Genomic DNA, 21,090 nt, shown 5'->3' on the forward strand with positions numbered 1-21,090 from the left:
AAATCAAGTGCATCACATCAATCCTTAGAATCCTAGTTTGTTTTTTATACTTCTTGCTGCTCAAGCTTCTTTTTAATTTGATGGGATAACAAAAAGCCTATAATAAATCCTGATAGTAATCCACCAACATGCGCCGCATTATCAATTCCTCCGGTAAGCCCCATAGCTAAATTATATCCAATGAATACAAGGGTACTGGCAAGAAATGCTTTACCAAAATCGGGAGGAAATACCTTTAATAGTAAAGTAGCAAGAAAGAATCCGTACATGCCAAAAATAGCTCCTGACGCACCAACACTAACTGTATTCTCGTGCCACCAAACACTGGTTAAACTAGCGCAAATTCCTGCTACAGTATATACCAACAAGAATTTGCCGGAACCCATCACAGGTTCTAATATTAAGCCTATGAAAAATAATCCAACCATATTTGCAAGTAAGTGGATTATTCCACCGTGTAAAAAGATATTGCTAATCAAACGCCACCAGTCTCCTTTTAAAGTTGCTTCTTTCAAATTTCCACCCCAATGATACAAGTCGATTGCACTGAAGTTGATGAAGCCAAGCCCCGCTACAACCATAGCTAGAAAGAAAAGTACATTCACGTCTATGAGAATTGGTGTGGCAGCAAAACCTTTAGAAGGGATGAATAACTGAAGCAATTCTTTCCATTCACTCTTTGTTTCTTCAGTTTCGGTAGTGTTAGGAGCGGTTTCTCTAATTTTTAGGAAAGCTATTATGATCAATATGATTGCAAAACTAATTCCTGTTGAGCCGAAGATCCAAGGAAAACTCGTATTGGTTCTTGTTTCAAAAGAGTCGGATTTACCGGATAATATGATTTGACTAGAAGGATCCTTTACTTCAATGGTTTTAAGGGCAGTGATGTATTCATCGTGCTCGTCAACTTGTCCCAATCTTTCAAAATAAGTATACTTGTTAAATGAATCTTTGTCAAATAACTCTTGCGATTCATTTGCAAATTGATCATATGCCTTTTTTTTCTCTTCCTCGCTACTATTGTTGGATATTTTTTTACTGTAAAATGTTCCTAGCCATAACAAGGGATTGCCTTTTGCTGTGTCTTCAGCCGAAGAATAAACTGGTAATACAACATATATACGATAGTTCAAATCATTATTGTATTTCCCCGATACTGTAGCAGTAGTTTGAATGCCTGGGTGCGATTTGTCGATATAGTATTGATCTAATTGATAATACTTGGTCTTTTCTTTCGTGATAATTTCATTGGGCGACTTTAGGCTAGTTAACTTACCCGTTGCGCTTGTAAGGTAATGCTGCGCTATAGTGGTTGGTAAACCTATAAGCAGTGTGGCTAGTAAGGAAAGATTGAAAGCTCCGTTTTCTCTCTTGTATTGAACTCTGTTTAATTTAGGATACAACCATATGAAAACAGGAATGGCGGCTAGTCCGAAGGGTAACCAAAGTTTGATCAAGTCTTCATTTACTGCAAGACCTGCTTTAATGATTAGCCCCCAATTGAGAAGACTATAGATAATTAAAAAGCTCACTAAAATGAGTGCGAAAGGCTTAAAAAGTAGCTTGAGTTTTTGGCTGTAAGTATTCATCTTTGATGATAAGGTTAGTTAAAGCTTACTTGCTCTATTTTTCTCTTAAAGAAAACCACGATTTCAGTGCTTTGCGTAGTACCGGATTTAGCGATAGCCTCCAGCATGCCTTCAGTTGATACCATTTCCCAACCTTCGCTTCCAAGCTTATTGAGGGTTTTCATTAATTCCACTTGCAAGTTTTTTTCGTGCAGATGATCGTTTGAAAAGCGATACACTTTGTATTCGAATTTATCCATTTGTAGATTTAGGTTTAAATTATTGGGGCTAGGATTAGTAAAATTATGTAGGATTTGTAGGATTTTCGTTGGTTTCTCGAAAACAAAATCAAGTACATCTAATCTATCCTTATAATCCTAATTTGCTTGTTATACCTCTTTAAATCATCTTAATCAATTTAGCAGGTACGCCGCCTACAATGGCATTATCGGGTACATCTTTTGTAACAACTGCTCCGGCCGCAATTACAGCGTTTTCGCCAACGGTTACACCGGGTAAAATGGTGGCGGCGGCACCAATCCAGGCATTGCGTTTGATATGCACCGATTTTAGATCCAAATTTTTGCGTTGAGCGGGATCTAGAGGGTGATTTTCTGTGATGATATTCACTTTCGGGCCTATTTGTACATCGTCGTCTATAGTGATGCCACCCAGATCGAGAAATGTGCAGCCATGGTTGATGAAAATCCCCTTTCCAAATTTAATGTGTTTGCCGAAATTGGTATGGAAGGGTACAAAGATCATGGTGCTTGGGTCAATTGGACTGCCAATGATATCACCCAAGATCATGCGCACTTGTTCCACGGTGGTCGATTGATTTAAGGAAGGAATCAAACTCAAAGTTCTGTTTACCACATTCCAAGCATCTTGCATTTTGGGGCTGTGAGTTTCAATAATGCCTCCGGCCAGTAGATCTTCAAAAATGGTTGTTTCTTTCATAAGTGAACAGCGTTCGTAGTCAATTACGATAAAGATAACACAAATTCAGAAGGGAATTCTAGTGGTAATCAACATCAAATTTCCCGCCCTCATTTAAAGTAGCTCCTTTTTCATAAGTGGTCGAGATATTTCCTATGAGTAAGTAAAAACGATCGGTGAGATGCTTAGCCTCAGCTTTAATTTTGAGAACAAGATGATTTCGAATAAGGCTATCGCTTTTGATGTTCTTGAATGATTTATAATTCAGGGAATCTAGATAAAGTGTGTAGATTGTACTGTCATTGGTATGAAGATCGATGTTTGGAGCATAAAGTCGCTTCTCTAATTTTAACAGTTGAAACAGATCTTTTATTTTTTGAGTAGAGGGGTCATTAGCTGTTAAGGTATCTATTGAATTTTGGAATGCATTTACTACACTGTCGGGTAGGTTGTAAAAGCTCCCGATTCTGAAAGCAGAATAATACAAGTCACCTTCTATTACTTGTGAATTATCCTTTGAAGAACTACACCCCATAATTACGAACTGCAGGACCGCAAGAATGAAAAGAAATCGATTCATTGCATACTATTTTTTTATATGCGGCATCGCCACAAATAACTTTGAACTCATAACTTACTACTCAAAACTCATTTCACCGCTATGTATACCGCTACTTCCGATTCTGCGCCGTTCATCGATTGAGGTCCGTATACTTCCAGATCGTAAGTGTATGCTCTGTTCAGTTCAGCATCCATTTGCCAAATTTTGATCCAAGTATCTACAACGGCCATTGGTATTTCGCCTTTAGCGAGAAACTTATTCATTTCAGCAGCAGCAAACGTTCGGCCTTCAAGTCCCTCGGGTATTTGATCGAGCGAACTGACTTTCATGCCTATTATGGCGGTGTAAGCTCCCATGAAGTTCGACTCGTAGTCGGTGTAAATGGTGATGACTTCTTCTGAAATTTTATTGGGAATTTTCTCGGGAATTTGTTCGTCGAAAAAACGGCCCCATAGTGCGCCCAGATCTTCTTGTGCTTTGTATTCTTGATTGGTGGTGCGAACGGCGATGCCGATAAAATGAAAAGGAGCGTTCATGTGAGTTGTATGATTGTGGGTGCAAGGTATGAATCGGTTTGCTACTTTAATGTAAAACTTTTGTTGTGCGGCGAAGATGGAAATTATATCTTAATTTTTATCATGTTGCCCCGATGGTGGCGGGTTTGGGTAGTGGAGGAATTTTGAATTGGAGTCATTTTGGTGGTGTTTTTTGACCACAGATTCAACAGATTAGAATTGATTAACACAGATTATAAGCTGCGGGTAGAGAAACGCTGATTGAATAGCAACTGCTAATCTATGTTAGCTGTTGTTTTATGCGCGCATGCTTTGTATCTGCTGTATGATATTCATTAAGCCGATTCGATCTTTTACTGAAGCTGTTGGCGCAGTAAATGCAGTACCCGATACTGTCGTAAGAACAAGTTCGTTATGAGAATTATCGGAATAGTCTTTGGCTATTTGGAGAAATGGAACGGTAGATTGGCTTTGATCAATTGCTTGGATTGGGATGTACTGTAGCTGATTTCGTGATTTGGTAATCAACTGTATCGTGCATACAAGAGTCCAATTATCTTGGTCTTTCCAAAACAAAACAATCGGTTCGCCGGAAGAGTCAGGAACTTGTTGTTGTAGAAAGAATTGTAGATCTGACGTAAGATCGCAGTACAATGCTGCATGCGCTGTAGGAATGCCAAATTTTGGAGCGTTTAAAACAATTTGGTCGATGATGTAGTCCTCTGATTTTCCCATTGTACGGTGGTATAAGCACAGTGTTTTTTGAATCTTAGCTCAAGTTCGACTGTGTAGTTTTCAATTCGTTTAATGTTCAACAGGAAAGGTGTACGGAATTTATAGAACGGTTGGATCAGGCAGCTTTGTAGCCGAGTTATTTACATACGTAAACAAAATACATCACGGATTTTAATATATAAAGTAAGTTGAATATTTGTTGATGGAAATCAAGTAAAACTAGTAGAAGTGATTTTGAATTATTTTGATAAATAGTTGACTAGGAGTAGGTTAAATTCTAGGATGTCATAGTTTCAAGAATTTCTTTCCGATCTAAAGAATTGTATAGGTGCTCGGGAATTTCAGCTAGAGTAGAGTGTTGTAGCTTGGTGCCCAACGTGTAGAATTCTTGAAAACTCATGATAAGTGGTTTCCAAACATCGGGGTTTATTTTGTTTGAATTAGGAGCAGTCAACAGTTCTTCTTGAACATAAACCCGGGTGATTTTGAATTCAAACAGTTGAATAGCACCTTTTTGTCTTTCGTCTTCAGCTGCAAGATCGTAAGCATTGGCCAACCGAGCTTCTAGTTGTACAGGGCAATTCGATATGCGTTTGGCTTTTACCGTTTCAGATTCTTGTGTTTGAAATCCCCCTTGAGTTAGTTTGTCTTTTAGATAAGTATAGCCTTTCTCTAGCTTTGATTTGGGAACGGGGTCTGCTCCGGTGGTTTTTGCCAAACTATTTACCAAGTGCACTTCCTTCGCTGATGGTAAATTGATGACTGCTTCCTTTTGTGATCTAATATTTCTCGCCGTTTGCGAGGCTGCATTGATGCCTAACACACAGCGCCAACCCAACCAAAATACAGAGGAAAAGGGAGCTAGGTTGGTGCTTCCATCAGGGTTTACCGTGCTCACAAGGATCACCGGGGTGCCAAAGTATAAGATAGAGGGATGAACTTTTTGATGCATGATGTTTGTTTTTTTTGACGTGCAATAGCGATCCTGTTCCATAACTTGTATAGAACAAAATGGTAAAACATATAAGCTTTTTTATTTTGTTAGCAGCGCCGATTCCCAGCCAAGAATGGCTGATTTACGCGTAGGTCCCCATTTGTAACCCCCTATTTGTCCGGATGATTGTATAACCCTATGACATGGAATGAGGTAGGCCACCGGATTGGATCCAATAGCAGTGCCAACGGCTCTTTGTGCAGTTGGATTATTGATTTTTGAAGCGATGGCTCCATAGGTTGCCACTTCACCAAATGGTATTTTTAATAGTGACTCCCATACTTTCAATTGGAATGGGGTAGCTTTCAAATGAAGATGCAATGATGTTGGGTGTTCCCAAGTTCGTTGAAAGAACTGAATGGCTTGCAAATGAAAATCGGTTTGTTTTTCTACAAATTGAGCTTTGGGAAACAATTGCTGTAGCTCAATCAAAGAGTCGGATGATGCTGTTTCAAATGCTAAAAAGCAGATGCCTTTTGAAGTAGATGCAACTAGAAATTCACCAAAAAAACTACTTGCATAGCTGTATTGTATCAGTAGTTCTTTTCCTCCATTTTTGTATTCTGCCGGCGTCATTCCTTCTAGGTTAATAAACAGATCATGTAATCTGCTGGTACCCGACAATCCGGTTTCATAAGCAACATCGGCTATTGAGAATTGACTCTTTTGAAGAAGTGATTTTGCATATTCCAATGTTAAAAATTGTAAGAATTTTTTGGGAGTGGTTCCCGCCCATTCGCTGAATAATCGTTGAAAATGAAATGGGCTGAGATGAATTTTCGCGGCTACTTCATCTAAACTTGGCTGCTCCTTGAAGTGTTGCTTCAAGTAATCGATCGCCTCAGCGACGCGGTTATAATTTATCGTATCCTGTGTATTCATCGATTCTTTTCTATAGAACAAAATTGGAGAATTGAGACGGGATAAAAAATCCGATTCTTGCGGAAAAATAGAAAAGGTGAAGTAAGTCTTGAGTTGTTCTTTAGTTGGGTGGGATAGTGAGGGTTTTTTGACCACGGATTCTCTTTCGATCTAGTATTAAGTTTAAAGTTGTTGAGTTTTGTACAGCTGCGCTGCCTGTGATTCGCAAAGGGGAAGAAGTTTTAAAAAGTAGCGCAAAGGGTTTGTCCCTCTAAAGTTCTTTTTAGACCACAGATTCAACAGTTTTGGATTGATTAACACAGATTAGCGGCTGTGTGTGTTGTAATGCTGATTGAAATGCAGCCGCTAATTTGTGTTACAATCAGGTCTATCAGTGAGGTTGGGTTTTGCATTGAAGAAGTGGTGACGAAGGTTTATCTTTTGTATTATACATGTATCTCAATTCCTGTTTTTATCTTCTTTATTGCGATTGATATTTCCCAAAAGTTGAAATTGATTCAATGGATCACTAGCCCCGTAGGGGCGAAATGATTGTAGAAGAATAGACAGCAATAAGAACCGCATTTATAGCCCCATCGGGGCGACATGATAACACCAAATGTTTTTTTAACCACAGATTCAAAGGATTTGAATTGATTAACACAGATTAGCGGCTTCGTTTACTGTACCTTTTACTGAATGCCAACCGTTTTCTTTTTCAGCAGCAGTGCACTAATAAGCGCCACTAATAATCCTACCGGTAAAACTTCGGCATATGTAATCAACACCACAAAAACCGGGTTTTCATACATTTTTTTGAAGCTTTCCATGCTTGCTTTGGTGGCTTCCAGTTGGTCTTTTGCGCAGGTATTGATCACATGTTCTGCATATCGATCTATGAAATCGGGAACAAAAAGATAGTATCCAATTAGCCAGGCCACCACGTACATGGTAGAAGCAACCAATACAATCAGCGCCCCTGTTTTAAATCCCTTCCCGAAACTAATGACGCCCCCTAATTGCTTATCACGATAGTTTCGAATGCCAAAATAAATGACTGAAAATACCAATATCTGAATGGTATAGCCTACTACTGCATTCCCTTCAAAGTTGGGATTGTTGTACATGAGGTTCACCATAACAGCAATGTTAATAGCGAGGATGGTCCCGATGATCAGACCTACGATGAGCACAATACGTTTCATGTTGTTGATTTTTTTGGTTGAGGGCAAATCTATAGGCCTTCGAAAAAATCGGCCTCATACTAAAGTACCAATTTGTGAAAAAACATTTCTCCTACTAAAGTATGATGATTTTAAGCAATGATTTTCAATTGCTTAGCTTTTTCGATGGCTTGAGTCCTACTTTTTACATCTAACTTAAAATACAGATTCGATACATGGGTTTTAACCGTACTTACGGAGAGAAAGACGGTTTTTGCAATGCCATCATTGCTTAGTCCCTTGGCAATAAGTTGGAGAATTTCATACTCGCGGGCACTCAATTCCAACTTTTCAATCATCGCTTCGTCAATTTCCGGACTGGGATAAACCAATACTTCTTTTTCCACCACTTTGATCTCTACTTTAGGCTTTATCAATTGTTTCGCAATCCAAATACCGAGAATAGTAAAAAAGAGTGCGATGAGACCAATATAAATTTCTATGGAATTGTTAGCCAAGAGGAATTTCCATTCCATCCATTTTAGAAACAGAACCAAGGCCGCCAAAGCAGCGGCATAAATGAAGATGTGTTGACGTTCTTTTGATACTGTCATCGGGATCCCTTTTTGGCATGTTTGGGTGTCCTAAATATACAGATTAGTGAAGAAATGGGAGTGGGATGATCTTTTGTAGTTGCAGGTTCTTCAATTTTCTCTGCCATTAAAAAGTAGAAGTGTAAGGGAAATACTTGTCAAGTTCAGGCAGCAGGGACTTTATTTGATCCTTAAACGCTAGTATGTCTGAAGGCAATTTTAAATGATTGGGTTCATACTCATTCACAACAAAAGAAATGATTGTTCCATTTATTAGTTCAATTTCGATAAAATAAGTGCACTCTTCTCTGTTGCCGGGTTCATTGAGTTTTGGTAATTCGTACGTTAAAATTTTGGAAGGAATTTTTTCCATTAAACCTGTTAATTGATTCTTTAGAGTCGGAGGAATTGAAACAGCCTTACCCGCAACATGATAGCTTTCTTTCGTAAAGCGTTTTGAAAAAAATGCTTCCGATTCCTCTAAATAGAAATCGGATTTAGAAATTTTGTATGCTTTGAGAATATAATAGGCATCACTTTGGAACAAGCCAAAGCTCAGCGATTGAATGGATGTTGAAGGGTAGTACATTAATTCCGACTCAAATCAATACAAATATTTTTATAGTTCTCTTATGTCTTTCACTATTAATTCCATGCCTCCCTTATCATCGGGGTCGGAGCCGAAATAAACTTTCAGTTTCCCTTCTTTTCCAATTAACTTGATCACGCTTTTTTCTTGAACAGCTCCTTTGTCCGTTGTTACTTTAAAACTGCTGATACCTTCTTTGAAAGCCTCTTTCCATTCACATTTTTCAGTTTCATCAATTTTTGAATAAAAGGTCGCTTCGTTCCCTTGAATGGAAATAGTAAGGGTGATTTTTCCTTTTTCGAACTTTACGGAAGATTCTGCTTCAATTTCAACTCTTTCATCGTTCGGTTTTACAAAATAGGCTTTAACCGATTTGCACTCAAATGATTTGTCGCATTGAGCGAATGTAACAGTGCTTATCAAAGTGCTGGCGACAAGAAGAAGGAGCTGCTTCACTAGAATTGGTTTATATCTAAATATACGAAATAATTGCTGATTTTCAGTTGTAGCATATTTGAACAATTTTTGTGATGCCTTTAATTTTTGTATACTTAATTGAGAGATTAGTTTACAGTTTATTTTGGTAGTAGGACTCCTACTTCGAATTAGAGAACTTTTTGAGTAATGTGGGTCTGTGAGAAAAGCTACAAGCTTGTTTTAACCAGTAGCCAATAGGTGAAGCATTAAGTATAGTTGGTAAATTCTGATCAAACAAATCACAATTGCTCCATCGCAATAGCAGCATTACTTTTGATTCACTTAGTAACAATACCTGCATACCTGTGTAGCCGGGCAATTCACAGAAAAAGTGGTGAATGGATGTTTCCGCTTCGAAAAATGATGCCAGCAAATTTGGCTGCAAATCGAGCTCGAACAGTTCCGCCACTTCTTCTGTATCGTCCCATAAATATCTATTAGGCTCTTGCATAGATTGGTGCTTTTTTCGTTCTGCCCCAAGCAATGAAAATTGCAATGGCTACGAAAACCAGGTTGATACCAATGAACGCATATTCACCTCTTGAAATATGAAATACGGCCGCAAATACTTGAACCAATGCCAAGCCAATTGCAGCGACAGGCGTTAAAATTGGTTTTATTCGAAGTAAAGCCGGAAGAATGAGTCCAAGTCCGCCCAAGAGTTCACTGGCACCGATAAAGCGTACCAATTCTACTGAAACGCTGTTTACCCATGGCATTTGTTTTGCTAACTCTTCAATAGGTTGAAACGATTTGCCGGCGCCGGCCATAATGTACAAAGCACCCAATACTACTTGAAGAATCCATAGGGTGATATGATACCCTTTTGAAGTTTGTTGTGTCATAACTGTTGATTGTGTTGAATAAATTTATGACACAAAAATGCGAACAATGGAGGGCGAAGGGCAATAGCATAGGATAAAAAAAAGCGTTGACATAGATCAACGTTCATCACTTTTGGAACCCTGTTATTTCTTTATCATTTGCGCACGAATACGACTGAGAGTTTCTTTGGTCATGCCTAAATAGCTGGCAATAATGTGTTGGGGAAAACGCTGGATGAATTCTGGGTAGGTTTTTTCTAAATCGAGTAAGCGTTGCTCGGCGGTGAGCGTCTTGGTGGCGTGTACTCTTTTTAGGAGTTTTAGCGCTTGACGTTCAGTTAAAGTGCGGGTTAGTTCCGCTACAAAGCGTTGATTTTTGAAATGCGCATTGAATACCTCTTTGGTCATTACAAGCAATTCAGAATCTTCAAATGCATCGATAAAATAAGGCGATGGAGTGCCATTGGCAAAACTTTCGCGGTCGCCTGCCCACCAGTTCTCAAGGAACAATCCGAGGATGTTCTCTCTTCCTGTTTCATCTACCGTATACATTTTCAATGCCCCTTTCACTACAAATCCGGCCCACTTGCTGATATCTCCTTCTTGCAGCAAGAACTGATGTTTGCGCAATTTCTTTGGCACAAAGTATTCTTGTATCAGTGCACATTCTTCCTCTGTTAAAGGACTTGCAATTTGGCGGTTAATGTAGGCTATGAGGGTTTGATGACTCATAAGTGCAAGTTAGGGATTAAATGGGATACAGGAGGGAGGATAAGAGGAGACGAGTAAATACAGAAATGAAGAGGGAGGAGGGAAGATAGAAGCTGGTTTTGCGAAGCAAAAGCAGTCGAGCCTGTCCCGTGAGGAACTATACGGGACAGGCGATAGCCGTTGCGGGAAGGCGAGGAAAAGAGGAGGCCCTCCGTTTCTCTGTGGTTATAATTTTTTAGAACCACAGATTCAAAGGATTATAACCGATTTACACAGATTAGAGGTTTCAACTAAAATCTTGCGGATCGAATCACAACCGCCAATCTGTGCTATCCTGTATTCAAAATTCACAGAATCTGTGGACAAAAAAAACTTTAGAATAACAAACCCTTTGCGCTCCTTTTTTAACTTCTTCCCCTTTGCGAATTCCAAGCAGCGCAGCTGCGCAAAACTTAAAAACTTAAAAACTTAAAACTCAATAACACAAAAACTTGATCTCCAGGTTAACTGTATTACAAAACATTCACATGAATTCTCCCTTCTCCTAACCCCAAAACTTCCACCACGGTTTTTTCGATGGCGGTGGAGTGGGCCGGGAATAATTCAATGCAAATCCGCTATAGGCATTAAGCCCTAAACGTTTTCTATTGGGATTTACTTTAAAGTACTCTTGTATCAATACCGGTATGCGTTCCCAATACTGTTCTTCAATTTCTTTCTTTTTTTCTTCAATAACTGCCGTTTCAGTAGAATAGAAATCGGCAATATGAGGCGCGAAGGTTTTCCAACTGCCGGTTGAATTCTTTCCTTCAATCAAGTCTTGCTCCAATTCTCCACCATTCTTTCCATACATATTAATTGATAGCAAACGCTGACCTTTTTCAATTGCAATAGGCGGTTCATAGCCTTCCGGAAAGAGCAGTGGTACTACGCAGTCAATATCGTATGCATAGGCTACCACCACCAAGGGTTTTAATTGAAATACAATCGCAGGATTGATGGCCCCATTCGCTAAGGCCGTTTGAATGTATTTTTTGATATCTGCCAAAGAACCATCCGGTTGCGTTAATTTAATTTTCTGGTATCCGTATTGTTCTGGTTCTAGGCGATCGTATAATTCATCTGAAAGGGTTAGATCGCCGGCGATTTCAGCTTTTGTATTTGAATCGTAATATTTATTCTTCTCAAATCTTTTGAATACAAGTGTGTCGAGTGGGTTGTTAACATCGTTCAATGCATATCCCGTATAACGTTGTACCAAATCAAATACCAATTCTTCTCCAATTGCATCGGCACTGTATTCTTGACCGTCAATGATGTAATAAACAGCGCCGTCTTCTTTTATAATTCTATTTTCCAGCAGGCCCATTTCTTCCGGAAGCGGATTTCCATGATCTATTAGAACAGGCGCCTGGTAGTTGCCTCCATAGGCTCTTATCTTTTGCTTATTTTGAATGATGCCATATCCCCAATGATTAACGCTACTTTGCAGGGTAACACCTGCTATTTCAGCGTCTCCAAATTGTTCGATGAGGTATTCTTCCGAACCTGTAATTCCATCATTTAGAAAATACAGAGGAATCTCTTGTGTCCCTATAACAATGGTATCATTGAAATAGGCTATATAGGTTTTGTCTTCATCAGCAAACATTGCTTCTTCGAAACTGGCGTCTCCCGTATAATCCCATCCCACTTGCCAAAGGGCGTCTAATACTTTTTTATCAGTAACGGGCTGGTTACCCGCTTTAATGAATATCAATGAAGCAGAAAATCCCATAGAGAAGTTTTGGAGGGAAGATAATTATTAATTAAGAATTAATAATGAATAATTAATAATGAAACAGCCGGAATACAGGAGGGAGGAGGTAGGAGACGAGGAGAGAGGAAATACAGAGAAAGAGCATGAAGAAGAACAGGGGGAATACAGGAACGAGGAACGAGGAAATACAGGGAAACTGCCAGCGCTGCGGAAACGCTGCGAGCTTGTCCTGAAGGTTTCTGAGCTTGTCGAAGGGCGGGCCGAAGGCACAGTCGAAGGACGCTGCGCCGCCGCGGTGAACATTTCTTGACCACAGATTCAATAGATTTAAAACAACGGATTTACACAGATTGAATCTGAAATTCACTTAGCGTAATTAATTTATCTGGCTCTAATCTCTTCTAATTCACACTATCCGTGGTAAAAAAGCCTAACGCCTAAAGCCCAATGCCTAACACCTAAAGCCTAATGCCTAACACCTAATACACAGAACTTAAAACTCACAACTCACTTTAATGGTTGGCTATAGTCAAGAATTAATCTTTGTGAATCTTTGCAATCTTCTTCTGATACTTATAAACAATCGATAACAAGTCTCCGAAATCGGAATCTCTTAAATTACAGAATCCAACTGCACCTGTATTCGAATTTGGATCAAAAAAAAGAAAAGAATAAATACCCACATTTCCTCCAAAATGCTCGTAGTATCCTTCCCCTGTGATCGACCAAAATGTACTAATAGCAAATTTATCATTGAAAATAGCTGAATCTGATTTGTTGAGCCCTTCCACGTCCGGTGCCGCTTGAAACAATTGCTCATAAGTTGCCGCTTTTAATAAACTGCCTTTTCCATGTTTTGCTTTGATCATTTCCATAAGATACAAGCTGAGATCATTTATACTCGATTTCAAACCACTTACCGGAAAATTCGTCATGTAGTACTGAGGATGCTCCACCACACTGGTAGGGTCCTTTTCTTTGTTGTGGGCATAAAGCTGCGAAACCTTTGATGGGTCCGCCTCTTCGATGTTCCAAAATGTTGCTTTCATCCCAAGTGGATCAAATATGAACTGTTGCGTAAACTTCTCATAAGTCATACCCGATCTGATTTCTACAATTCTAGCAGCAATACTGGCACCTAGATTTGAATACATAAAAAAGGTTCCGGGTTGCTTGTTCAAAAAGCTGCTATCGGTATACCATTTACCGCCGGCTACAGCATAATTACGAATGTTTTGATCCAAGCTGATTCGTTTACCCATTCTATAATATTCGAGGTTGGGTTGTAAATAAGCCGGAAGACTATCGTACTTTTTTTGATCATTGATTATACTAATGTCCGCTTCTCCAATATAGTATGGCACAAAGGCATCGTCAATTAAGGTTGATTGATGGGTCACCAAATGCCGAACCGTTATCGGAATATTCGGATAATAAGGGTTGATGATTTTATAGGGTAGGATGGCGTTAATGGGTTCGTTGAGCGAAAGTTTTCCTTCTTCTACTAATTTCATTACAGCCAAGGCAAGAAAGGTTTTTGAAACCGAAGCAATGGAATGTACGGTAGAAGTGGTAAATGCGATAGAATCTTTAATCTTGGCAAAACCAAATCCTTTGCCGTACAGCATTTCTTTTTCATTCACAAGCCCTACTGCAAATCCCGGAATAAGGGTTGTTTTAGAGAAGGAATCGAGTTCTTTTGTTAAACTATCTGTAATAGAAGTCAGGTTTTTACTTCGACCGTTATGAACTGAATTGCACGACAATAGAACCGTCCCGGTTAATAGAGTAAGTGCAAGAGAAATGCGTCTCATAACAGCCGAATTTTAGTGTTACACTAAAAGACAGGCTGTTTTATCAATTGTTGCATGCTTTAAATGAATTCAACAGCCCGTTTTTTCGAAGATCGATTATGACTTATCGGTTTATCTGATAGCTAAGTTCTACCATTCCATTTTTATAGGCGTTTACCTGTTTAAGATGGAGCGGAAATTCAGCTTTCACTTGCTCGAAAAAAGGAAGCCCTTCACCAAGAAACACAGGTAAGATCATGAGGCTGAATTCGTCGGCCAGCTTTGCTTCCAGTGCCGATTTTGTGAGTGCTGCTCCGCCAACAATCCAGATCGTGGAATAATTCTCTCTTAAATCTTTGAACAATTTCTCCAAACTGTTATGGTAGAATTTTACAGATGCTCTTTCAACCGGTAAAGTTCGTTTGGTTAGCACATAAGTTGGAGTATCACCATATGGCCATCCGTATTTTTTTGAAAGAGATAAAGCCAACTCGTAAGTCTTTGATCCCATTACGTAACAGTCGACGCTTGTGGGCATAGACTCCGGTTCCGAAACTCCTTTCTCATAGTTATCAGTGGTTTCAAACCATTCGATACTGTTATCGGGTTTGGCTATTTTGCCATCGAGGCTGGAGACCATATGGATGGTAATCTTGCTGTCTCGATTCATTACGAAATTATTTATAGATGTTTCTATTACTGAATTATTTTCTCAATTGGAGTGTTCGCATATCTCCACGATTCATCAAATTTTTTCTTGACTGATGTTGCTTCGGGTTTGGCTTGATTCTTTAAGGAAAGAAACAAGCCAAACAAAGCCCATCCATTGTCCTTATAAGTAGTCAGGTCTTCCCTATAAGTTTTCTCTGCTTCTTTAAATTTCCCACATTCGAGGTAAACACCACCAAGGAAATGCCGAACGGAAAAAAACCAATCGGGCGGTTCATCGTAATTGAGATTGTCTTCTATTTCAATGGCGACTTTATAAAGTTCAATGGCTTTTGCATAGTCTTTTTTTGCGCGATGAAGCTGTGCTGCCAATACATTGGTTGCAATTCTCACGATGTCTTCGGAACTATTGATTCCCCAGATGGTGATTTCTTTGAGTCCGGGATCTTTGGAAATTGCAGACAATGCCTCCCATTCTTTTTCTGCCTCAGAAATTTTTTCCTTCGCAACTAAAGCCATACCTCTTGCATAATGTAAAATTGCTTTCGGATAAATAAGGTCATTGAAACCGGGCTTTATTGCCAGTATGGTGTCCCATAGTTGAAATTTGACGGCAACGTAATAGGGAATGGTATAATAGTGCTGCAGCGTACCCCAGCCCGGTTGACGCATAATTTCTTCCGCGGTTCTGGCGCGCACTTTCATCGCTGCTTCCCAAGCCAATTTTTCATTGCCTTCGAAGGTGGCCGTAGCAGTTAGATAGTGATAGTTGTGTGGGAAATAGGATAGCGGATAAGCACCTTGAGCATGACATGTAGTAACGTAAGCACTGTCAATTTTTACGGCTTCTGAATTGGCGATACTGCCCTTATGATAGTCTCCTGTCCAAATATAAATATGTGATGGCATATGAACCAGGTGACCGGAACCAGGCACCAGTGTGAGTAAAAGATCGGCACTGGCCAGAGCTCTTTCAGGATGTTTGGAAGCCTCTACTGCGTGAATGTAAAAGTGAGGAGCTCCCGGATGTTTAGGGTATTTTTTAATCAACGATTCTAAAATGGCAACGATTTCAGGTGTCCATGGACGTGGTTCTTTCGTTTTTTTAACATACAGATCCCAAGGATGCATGTCCATAATGGATTCAACGTACAATGCATTTACGTCGGGGTCGTTTGGAAATTGTTGCTGCACTTTTTTCATTGCCGCGGAATATGCACTGTCTAATGAGTGACGATCTTTTGGCGGAGTAGGTGCATATCGAAAGCTTAAAGCTTTTATCAGAGCTTGTTCTTTTTCAGTTGCCGCAATTGAGAGTTGTAGGGCTTTTTGGGAAGCTTGGTAAGCTCTTTGATAGTTATCGTCTTCCATGCCTGCATTGTAATTGGGTCCCAATACATAGGCGAATCCCCAATATGCCATGGCACAGGTGGAGTCGATTCGAGTTGCTTCATAAAAGGAGCGTGCTGCTTCTGCGTGGTTGAAGCCATAGGCTAACATCAGACCTTGATTAAAGTAGCGTTGCGCTTCTTTGTTTATGGTGGATATAACAAAATCAATTCCCTCTAAGCCGTTGAGCAAGGGTGCTTTGGTATTGGAACTGTACCAAGCTTTGTCGGTGGTTAGAGGAGCACAGTGAATGACCTCTGTTTTTTCACTACTTACTTTTGGAGGTTCTTTTTTTGTTTTACAGGAAAACAACAAGATACTCGTTAAAACGAAGATTAATATTTTATTCATGTAAGTTCCTTTATTAAAATGAATTTATTGTTTACTAGGGTAGGAACAAACATTTCAATAGGTACGTTTTAGCCTGCAATTCTTTCCAATACTCCTTTTCTTTTCACGATATTCTTATAATCCCATTGAATTTCTATTGCTTTCGTCAGCCATCTCTTCAAATCTTTTTTATTGATTTCTTTTACATCATTATAGTAGCGATTAGCAGCTTTGAACTTGCCTTCGGCTTTTAACTCCGGTTCATCGAAGCTTTGCCCACTCCAGAACAATAATTGAAGGCCTTTTTTGAGTTTAGAATAGCCTACAATAGGATTGCCGTTGATAAACCAAACAGGATGACCGTGCCATACTTTGGATTCACTATTGCCGAGGTTATCAGAGATCTCGCTATAAAGTAACTCGCAAATAACTTTGTCAGATGCTGATTGTAGATTATGATAGTCTGAAATGTCTTTGTTCATTTGAAAAGCTTTTGTTTATCCTTTAATCAAATACTTTAAAAAATTTTGAACCTGTTCCGAATGTCCCAATACGCCAACAAAGCAATTGAATAAATTTACGATCAAAGCTAAATAGGTAGCAGGATGGCGCAATTTATTGTATTTGTAGGCTCCCAATAGCAGCATTGCAATGATCATGATATTGGCATAATAAATGGGAGTCATAATATTGATATTAGGCCATTGATCAGCGTGCAATCCCACATAAATATTTTGAACCCCTCTACCCAAGGCCGGCATCATAATGATAAACACGGTTGAAATCAACCACCAGGCATGATTTTCTAATTTTTTTCGATGGATGATGCTTTGGATAATAGCAAATCCAAAAGCCAACATCATTACTATTTCAACGGCGGCAACGCCCATAAAGAACCAAGGTTGGAAGGGACCAAAATCGTTAGCTTTTTCCGCCGCGTGTTGCGCATTAAGAAGATCACGATGCATCATGCTCAAAGCAGTGATGCACACGCCACCGGCAAGGAACATTCCGATGATGCCATTCGTTCTGTGCCGAGCCAATTGTCCATGAGTAGCCCAATAAGGTTGTAAAATAAGGTAGAGGTACCACGCGGTTCCGGTCCAGTAGTGAACATGCACCGACCAAGCATTGTCGCTGAAGTCTCCCCAATAGTCTCTAAAGATCCCAAATTGCATGAAGCTCATGGGTACGATCATCCAAAGATGAAGTGATTTGTACTTTTCCATTGCCAGTGTTTTGGTGAATGGATTTCAGAGGATAAAGGAGCCTCAGATATGAGTGGCAGAAACTTACTTTCTAGTAGTGAAATTTACACTATTTTTTATTATAGGGAACATATCCATTCCATTTCCAGGGAATACAAGTAGGTCCTATTAGTGTATCAATAATGGGCTGGAAGATGCTCTCGCCATTTTCATCATTACTGAGTATTATAAAAGCTGTTCCTTGCTCCAAGAAATTGATCGTATAATTTCTCCAAGCACCTCCGTTTCCTTCTTTGAAAATAGCTTTTCCATTTTTACAGTAAATAATGCCCCAGCCGAGTCCATAACTCAAATTAATTGAATTATTCTCTGTTGTGGTTTCGGTAGTGATGGGTGGGAATTGCACCACCGACTGTATTTTGATTTGTGGTGTAGTGAGTTCCTCAAACCATTTTTTAGTCAAACCCTTGTGTTGAAGAACGGCTTGGGTAAATCGCGCATAGTCGGAGATGGTAGTTACCATGGAACCACCGGCCGCTGCTTCAGTGCGTTTTTTCTTTTTGTCGATCAATCCATTTTGAGTGTGGCCAACAGCTACATTGTCGTCACCAAAATCATTGTGCCATACATATCCCGTTCGGTACATGCCGAATGGTTTGAAAATTTTTTCGGTGGCCCAATCGTCAACTGTTCTTCCTGTGCTTTCTTCGATGGCCAGTTGAAGTAATTTGAAGCCTTCTCCTGAATAAGCATATTTAGAGCCTGGTTCGAAATAGATCTTCATAATACCCGCTGTGTCTTCTTCACCTGTAATGGGACTGAACCAGCGTACATTGGGGAGACCAGTGGTATGAGACAGGCACATTCTCGGTGTTATCTTCTTCCATCGTTCATCCGATTGCAGGTCGGCGAAATACTCGTATGCTGCAATTGGTTTTTTTAGGTAGGATGCGATGGGTTTGTCTAAATTGAGCAGTCCATCTTGCGCCAACATCATGCAGAGGTAGCCAAAGACGGCTTTGCTGAAGGAGGCAGCGTACATGATGGTAGCGGTATCGAGTTTTTCGCCTGCTGGTTGGTTGCGATAGCCATAGGCTCTTAAAAGCACAGGCTTGTTTCCATTGATGATAGCAATAGCAGCTCCTTTAACTTTTGATTCCGCAAGCGTTTTTTTGATGAAACTATCGGCAGCAGCAATGCTTACCAAAGTGCGGTCGAGTCGGAGGATACCTCCCGTTTGTGCAGTGCCGGCTAAGCTGAAAAAAAGCAATAGAAATGAGCAGAAATATTTCATACAACGTTGAGTTAGCTTGAGTGAGTCACTCATGGTGAAGCACACTTGAATTGTTTGATATTGATGCTACTGAACCAAAGCAGATAACTTGCGAAGCTGATTTTTTGAACAATGGGTAGGAATTGAATAAGATTGCTGTTATAATATAGTACATTATTGGCAATTACCAATAGAATGTTGATAAAACCCCAAGTAAAAACTGCGTACCACTTGCTTTTGTAGAGTCCAATCAGCGTAAGTGAAATTGAGATCATTCCTAGTAGGCTGGCGGCGTTGATAATTAGGTCGTGAGGCAGTGGGCTTACCAAAAGCGAAGCAATGAGCATGGATCCGATAGCGGAGAAACGTTGATTTTACCGTGTTTTTTTAACCACAGATTCTGTGAATTTTAAATACAGGATAGCACAGATTGGCGGTTGTGGTTCGGTCAGCAAGATTTTAGTTGAAATCTCTAATCTGTGTAAATCTGTTGTAATCTTTTGAATCTGTGGTTTAAAAAATTATAAACACAAAGACACGGAAGGCCTCCTTTCCTCCTCACACCTGCACCCAACTCTGCAACCCCTTCTCATAATCTATCAAAAATCGTTTGTGGCCGGAATGGTGCAGGAATAAAACATCCATTGCTTGAATTGTAGAGAGAACTACCGCAAAATTTGATCGGGCGAAGGTTTCATCTTCAATAGACATCTCCGCTACATTGAACTGTATTAGCTCAGGCGCTTCAATTAATGTACCCGGGCCACCGGTAGTAGTATAACACATTTTCGCAGAAACACGCGATTGCTCCCACGCCATTTCAGCAACTTCATCGCTAATATGTATACTTGCTTGCGCTTTTATGCGTACTTGAATTCGGAGTTCCTTGTCGTAAAACAGCCAACTTATGTTTGGGTTCTTTTCTAAATGCTGGATTTTGGGCGACCTAATATCCGTATGAAAGCGTAAGGACTTTTCTTCCCTATTGGCTGCCCTCAATACCACTGTCCGGATGAACGGAAAAGTGTCACCTACAGTAGCAATGGTGGCCGTGTGAAAAGCTGATTTGTGGTTGGAAGCTCCGGATTTCAACAAATCCCATATTTCATCCTCTATCTCGGCTGCGGATACAGCCCTAATCTCTGCATTCATGCCCATAAAAACAGACAAAGAAGAATTTGGTTCAAAAAAATACCAAGAAAACAGGAGTGAATATCCCTGAATCAAGGGATACCTGTGCATTACTAGATGGACTACTTTGCAGCCATACAGTTAAAATTAGACTTTTATGAAATTTCATTCCTTCTTGATGACTATGATGGCCAGTTTTGGTTTTGTAGCCATCGCTGCTGCTCAATCCATTGTTTTAACCATCAATAAAAATGCCTCGCTAATACAGAACTTAACTCGCACCGATGCAGTTGATGCAACGGGTGCCACTGTGCACACAGCGAGTTTTGATATTCAGCTCAACAACCTCCCTGCTACGAAAGCTGTTGTACTTGCACTCCAAACATTGGCAACAAGCAAAACAAGCTTGCAACCAAAAGTAGCGGCTAGTATTAGCACTGTTCCACTCGAATTGGAATTTCAAATGTTGGATTTTAATAACAACAATTTGGAAGACAAAGTATATTCATCCGTTAGTATTGAAGAAGTGAAAATATCTGCGTTGAATGCTTCAGAGAAAAATACAGTGGTCTTGTCTTATAAAATAAAAGCGAAGAAAGTAGCCGCTTTGCCCACCGGACAAAAAATTGCTCCGCCTAGTTTGAAAGCTGCAAAAGCATTGTCGTCTAATTATGCGATTACCATTGGGAACTTACCAACGAAGCGCGTTTCAAAGATATCAGAAATGATCATTCGACCCACTTCTAATGCTTTAGTTCCTTTTACTATTGAATTGGTTGCCATCGATGGCGCCGATTGGAGTCAATGGCTCAATACCGGTGCGGCTGGTTTGAGAAAAGAGCAGGGAACTATTGATTTGTTGACACCCAACCTTCGTACTACAATTCTAAGTTTAAAATTGAGTGATGTTCAAATTCAATCATATTCGGTAAACAATGCTACAGGTGGAGCTATTTCCAAGTCAACAGTGGGATTGGCAGCAGCAGCCATCACAATTCTATAGATCA

The 21,090-nt window shown here is 39.8% G+C and carries 26 protein-coding genes; 2 read left to right on the forward strand and 24 right to left on the reverse strand.

What is annotated here, in order from left to right; all coding sequences use genetic code 11:
* Positions 1–44: 44 nt before the first annotated feature.
* The 16 genes from ACQ2HE_RS11805 to ACQ2HE_RS11880 form a co-directional block, all read right to left on the reverse strand.
* Positions 45–1,589 carry a rhomboid family intramembrane serine protease gene (locus tag ACQ2HE_RS11805; RefSeq protein ID WP_430899224.1) on the reverse strand — a complete coding sequence of 515 codons (1,545 nt, stop codon included), beginning with the start codon at positions 1,587–1,589 and terminating at the stop codon, positions 45–47.
* 14 nt (positions 1,590–1,603) lie between these two features.
* A complete protein-coding gene (locus tag ACQ2HE_RS11810) occupies positions 1,604–1,828 on the reverse strand; it encodes a DUF4177 domain-containing protein (protein ID WP_430899222.1) in 225 nt (74 codons plus the stop codon).
* A 139-nt stretch (positions 1,829–1,967) separates the two neighbouring features.
* Positions 1,968–2,528 (reverse strand): DapH/DapD/GlmU-related protein, encoded by a 561-nt coding sequence (locus ACQ2HE_RS11815; protein WP_430899220.1) that lies wholly within the window; start codon positions 2,526–2,528, stop codon positions 1,968–1,970.
* Positions 2,529–2,586: 58 nt separating this feature from the next.
* The gene (locus ACQ2HE_RS11820) at positions 2,587–3,087 is read right to left on the reverse strand and encodes a hypothetical protein (RefSeq protein WP_430899218.1); all 501 of its coding nucleotides are present in this window, start codon (positions 3,085–3,087) and stop codon (positions 2,587–2,589) included.
* A 68-nt stretch (positions 3,088–3,155) separates the two neighbouring features.
* Complete coding sequence (locus ACQ2HE_RS11825) at positions 3,156–3,605, reverse strand: GyrI-like domain-containing protein (protein ID WP_430899216.1); 450 nt, start codon at positions 3,603–3,605, stop codon at positions 3,156–3,158.
* Positions 3,606–3,881: 276 nt separating this feature from the next.
* Positions 3,882–4,319 carry a hypothetical protein gene (locus ACQ2HE_RS11830; RefSeq protein WP_430899214.1) on the reverse strand — a complete coding sequence of 146 codons (438 nt, stop codon included), beginning with the start codon at positions 4,317–4,319 and terminating at the stop codon, positions 3,882–3,884.
* 277 nt (positions 4,320–4,596) lie between these two features.
* Positions 4,597–5,271, reverse strand: coding sequence for a flavin reductase family protein (locus ACQ2HE_RS11835; protein WP_430899212.1), 675 nt, complete (start codon positions 5,269–5,271; stop codon positions 4,597–4,599).
* Positions 5,272–5,352: 81 nt separating this feature from the next.
* Positions 5,353–6,216 carry a bifunctional transcriptional activator/DNA repair enzyme AdaA gene (locus ACQ2HE_RS11840; RefSeq protein WP_430899210.1) on the reverse strand — a complete coding sequence of 288 codons (864 nt, stop codon included), beginning with the start codon at positions 6,214–6,216 and terminating at the stop codon, positions 5,353–5,355.
* A gap of 650 nt (positions 6,217–6,866) precedes the next feature.
* On the reverse strand, positions 6,867–7,379 hold the full coding sequence (locus tag ACQ2HE_RS11845; RefSeq protein WP_430899208.1) for a DUF4199 domain-containing protein: 513 nt from the start codon (positions 7,377–7,379) through the stop codon (positions 6,867–6,869).
* Between the two features lie 110 nt (positions 7,380–7,489).
* Complete coding sequence (locus ACQ2HE_RS11850) at positions 7,490–7,951, reverse strand: response regulator transcription factor (RefSeq protein ID WP_430899206.1); 462 nt, start codon at positions 7,949–7,951, stop codon at positions 7,490–7,492.
* A 106-nt stretch (positions 7,952–8,057) separates the two neighbouring features.
* Positions 8,058–8,519, reverse strand: a complete 462-nt coding sequence (locus ACQ2HE_RS11855) for a hypothetical protein (protein WP_430899204.1) — start codon at positions 8,517–8,519, stop codon at positions 8,058–8,060.
* Between the two features lie 30 nt (positions 8,520–8,549).
* The gene (locus ACQ2HE_RS11860; protein ID WP_430899202.1) at positions 8,550–8,975 is read right to left on the reverse strand and encodes a hypothetical protein; all 426 of its coding nucleotides are present in this window, start codon (positions 8,973–8,975) and stop codon (positions 8,550–8,552) included.
* A 139-nt stretch (positions 8,976–9,114) separates the two neighbouring features.
* On the reverse strand, positions 9,115–9,447 hold the full coding sequence (locus tag ACQ2HE_RS11865; protein WP_430899200.1) for a hypothetical protein: 333 nt from the start codon (positions 9,445–9,447) through the stop codon (positions 9,115–9,117).
* On the reverse strand, positions 9,434–9,841 hold the full coding sequence (locus ACQ2HE_RS11870) for a DoxX family protein (RefSeq protein WP_430899198.1): 408 nt from the start codon (positions 9,839–9,841) through the stop codon (positions 9,434–9,436). The genes ACQ2HE_RS11865 and ACQ2HE_RS11870 overlap by 14 nt, the downstream gene beginning before the upstream one ends.
* A 123-nt stretch (positions 9,842–9,964) precedes the next feature.
* Complete coding sequence (locus tag ACQ2HE_RS11875) at positions 9,965–10,552, reverse strand: Crp/Fnr family transcriptional regulator (protein ID WP_430899196.1); 588 nt, start codon at positions 10,550–10,552, stop codon at positions 9,965–9,967.
* 523 nt (positions 10,553–11,075) lie between these two features.
* Positions 11,076–12,308, reverse strand: a complete 1,233-nt coding sequence (locus tag ACQ2HE_RS11880) for a hypothetical protein (protein WP_430899194.1) — start codon at positions 12,306–12,308, stop codon at positions 11,076–11,078.
* A gap of 58 nt (positions 12,309–12,366) precedes the next feature.
* Between ACQ2HE_RS11880 and ACQ2HE_RS11885 the strand changes: the two genes are divergently transcribed.
* On the forward strand, positions 12,367–12,600 hold the full coding sequence (locus ACQ2HE_RS11885) for a hypothetical protein (protein WP_430899192.1): 234 nt from the start codon (positions 12,367–12,369) through the stop codon (positions 12,598–12,600).
* A 226-nt stretch (positions 12,601–12,826) separates the two neighbouring features.
* On the opposite strand, the gene ACQ2HE_RS11890 is transcribed toward ACQ2HE_RS11885, so the two are convergent.
* The 8 genes from ACQ2HE_RS11890 to ACQ2HE_RS11925 form a co-directional block, all read right to left on the reverse strand.
* A complete protein-coding gene (locus ACQ2HE_RS11890; protein WP_430899190.1) occupies positions 12,827–14,104 on the reverse strand; it encodes a serine hydrolase domain-containing protein in 1,278 nt (425 codons plus the stop codon).
* A gap of 103 nt (positions 14,105–14,207) precedes the next feature.
* Positions 14,208–14,753, reverse strand: a complete 546-nt coding sequence (locus ACQ2HE_RS11895; protein ID WP_430899188.1) for a dihydrofolate reductase family protein — start codon at positions 14,751–14,753, stop codon at positions 14,208–14,210.
* Positions 14,754–14,779: 26 nt separating this feature from the next.
* On the reverse strand, positions 14,780–16,492 hold the full coding sequence (locus tag ACQ2HE_RS11900) for a tetratricopeptide repeat protein (RefSeq protein WP_430899186.1): 1,713 nt from the start codon (positions 16,490–16,492) through the stop codon (positions 14,780–14,782).
* A 68-nt stretch (positions 16,493–16,560) separates the two neighbouring features.
* The gene (locus ACQ2HE_RS11905) at positions 16,561–16,953 is read right to left on the reverse strand and encodes a DUF1801 domain-containing protein (protein WP_430899184.1); all 393 of its coding nucleotides are present in this window, start codon (positions 16,951–16,953) and stop codon (positions 16,561–16,563) included.
* A gap of 15 nt (positions 16,954–16,968) precedes the next feature.
* Complete coding sequence (locus tag ACQ2HE_RS11910) at positions 16,969–17,700, reverse strand: hypothetical protein (RefSeq protein ID WP_430899182.1); 732 nt, start codon at positions 17,698–17,700, stop codon at positions 16,969–16,971.
* Between the two features lie 88 nt (positions 17,701–17,788).
* Positions 17,789–18,973, reverse strand: coding sequence for a serine hydrolase domain-containing protein (locus ACQ2HE_RS11915; protein WP_430899180.1), 1,185 nt, complete (start codon positions 18,971–18,973; stop codon positions 17,789–17,791).
* Positions 18,974–19,002: 29 nt separating this feature from the next.
* Positions 19,003–19,299: a hypothetical protein gene (locus ACQ2HE_RS11920; RefSeq protein ID WP_430899178.1), complete on the reverse strand. Its 297-nt coding sequence runs from the start codon at positions 19,297–19,299 to the stop codon at positions 19,003–19,005.
* Positions 19,300–19,510: 211 nt separating this feature from the next.
* Positions 19,511–20,179 (reverse strand): pyridoxamine 5'-phosphate oxidase family protein, encoded by a 669-nt coding sequence (locus ACQ2HE_RS11925; protein WP_430902448.1) that lies wholly within the window; start codon positions 20,177–20,179, stop codon positions 19,511–19,513.
* 61 nt (positions 20,180–20,240) lie between these two features.
* On the opposite strand from ACQ2HE_RS11925, the gene ACQ2HE_RS11930 reads away from it, so the two are divergent.
* Positions 20,241–21,086, forward strand: a complete 846-nt coding sequence (locus ACQ2HE_RS11930; protein WP_430899174.1) for a hypothetical protein — start codon at positions 20,241–20,243, stop codon at positions 21,084–21,086.
* The last annotated feature ends 4 nt before the right edge of the window (positions 21,087–21,090 follow it).

The organism is Endoryza foliicola (assembly GCF_050589245.1).
In the GTDB taxonomy this organism is placed as follows: Bacteria; Bacteroidota; Bacteroidia; order Chitinophagales; family Chitinophagaceae; genus Endoryza; species Endoryza foliicola.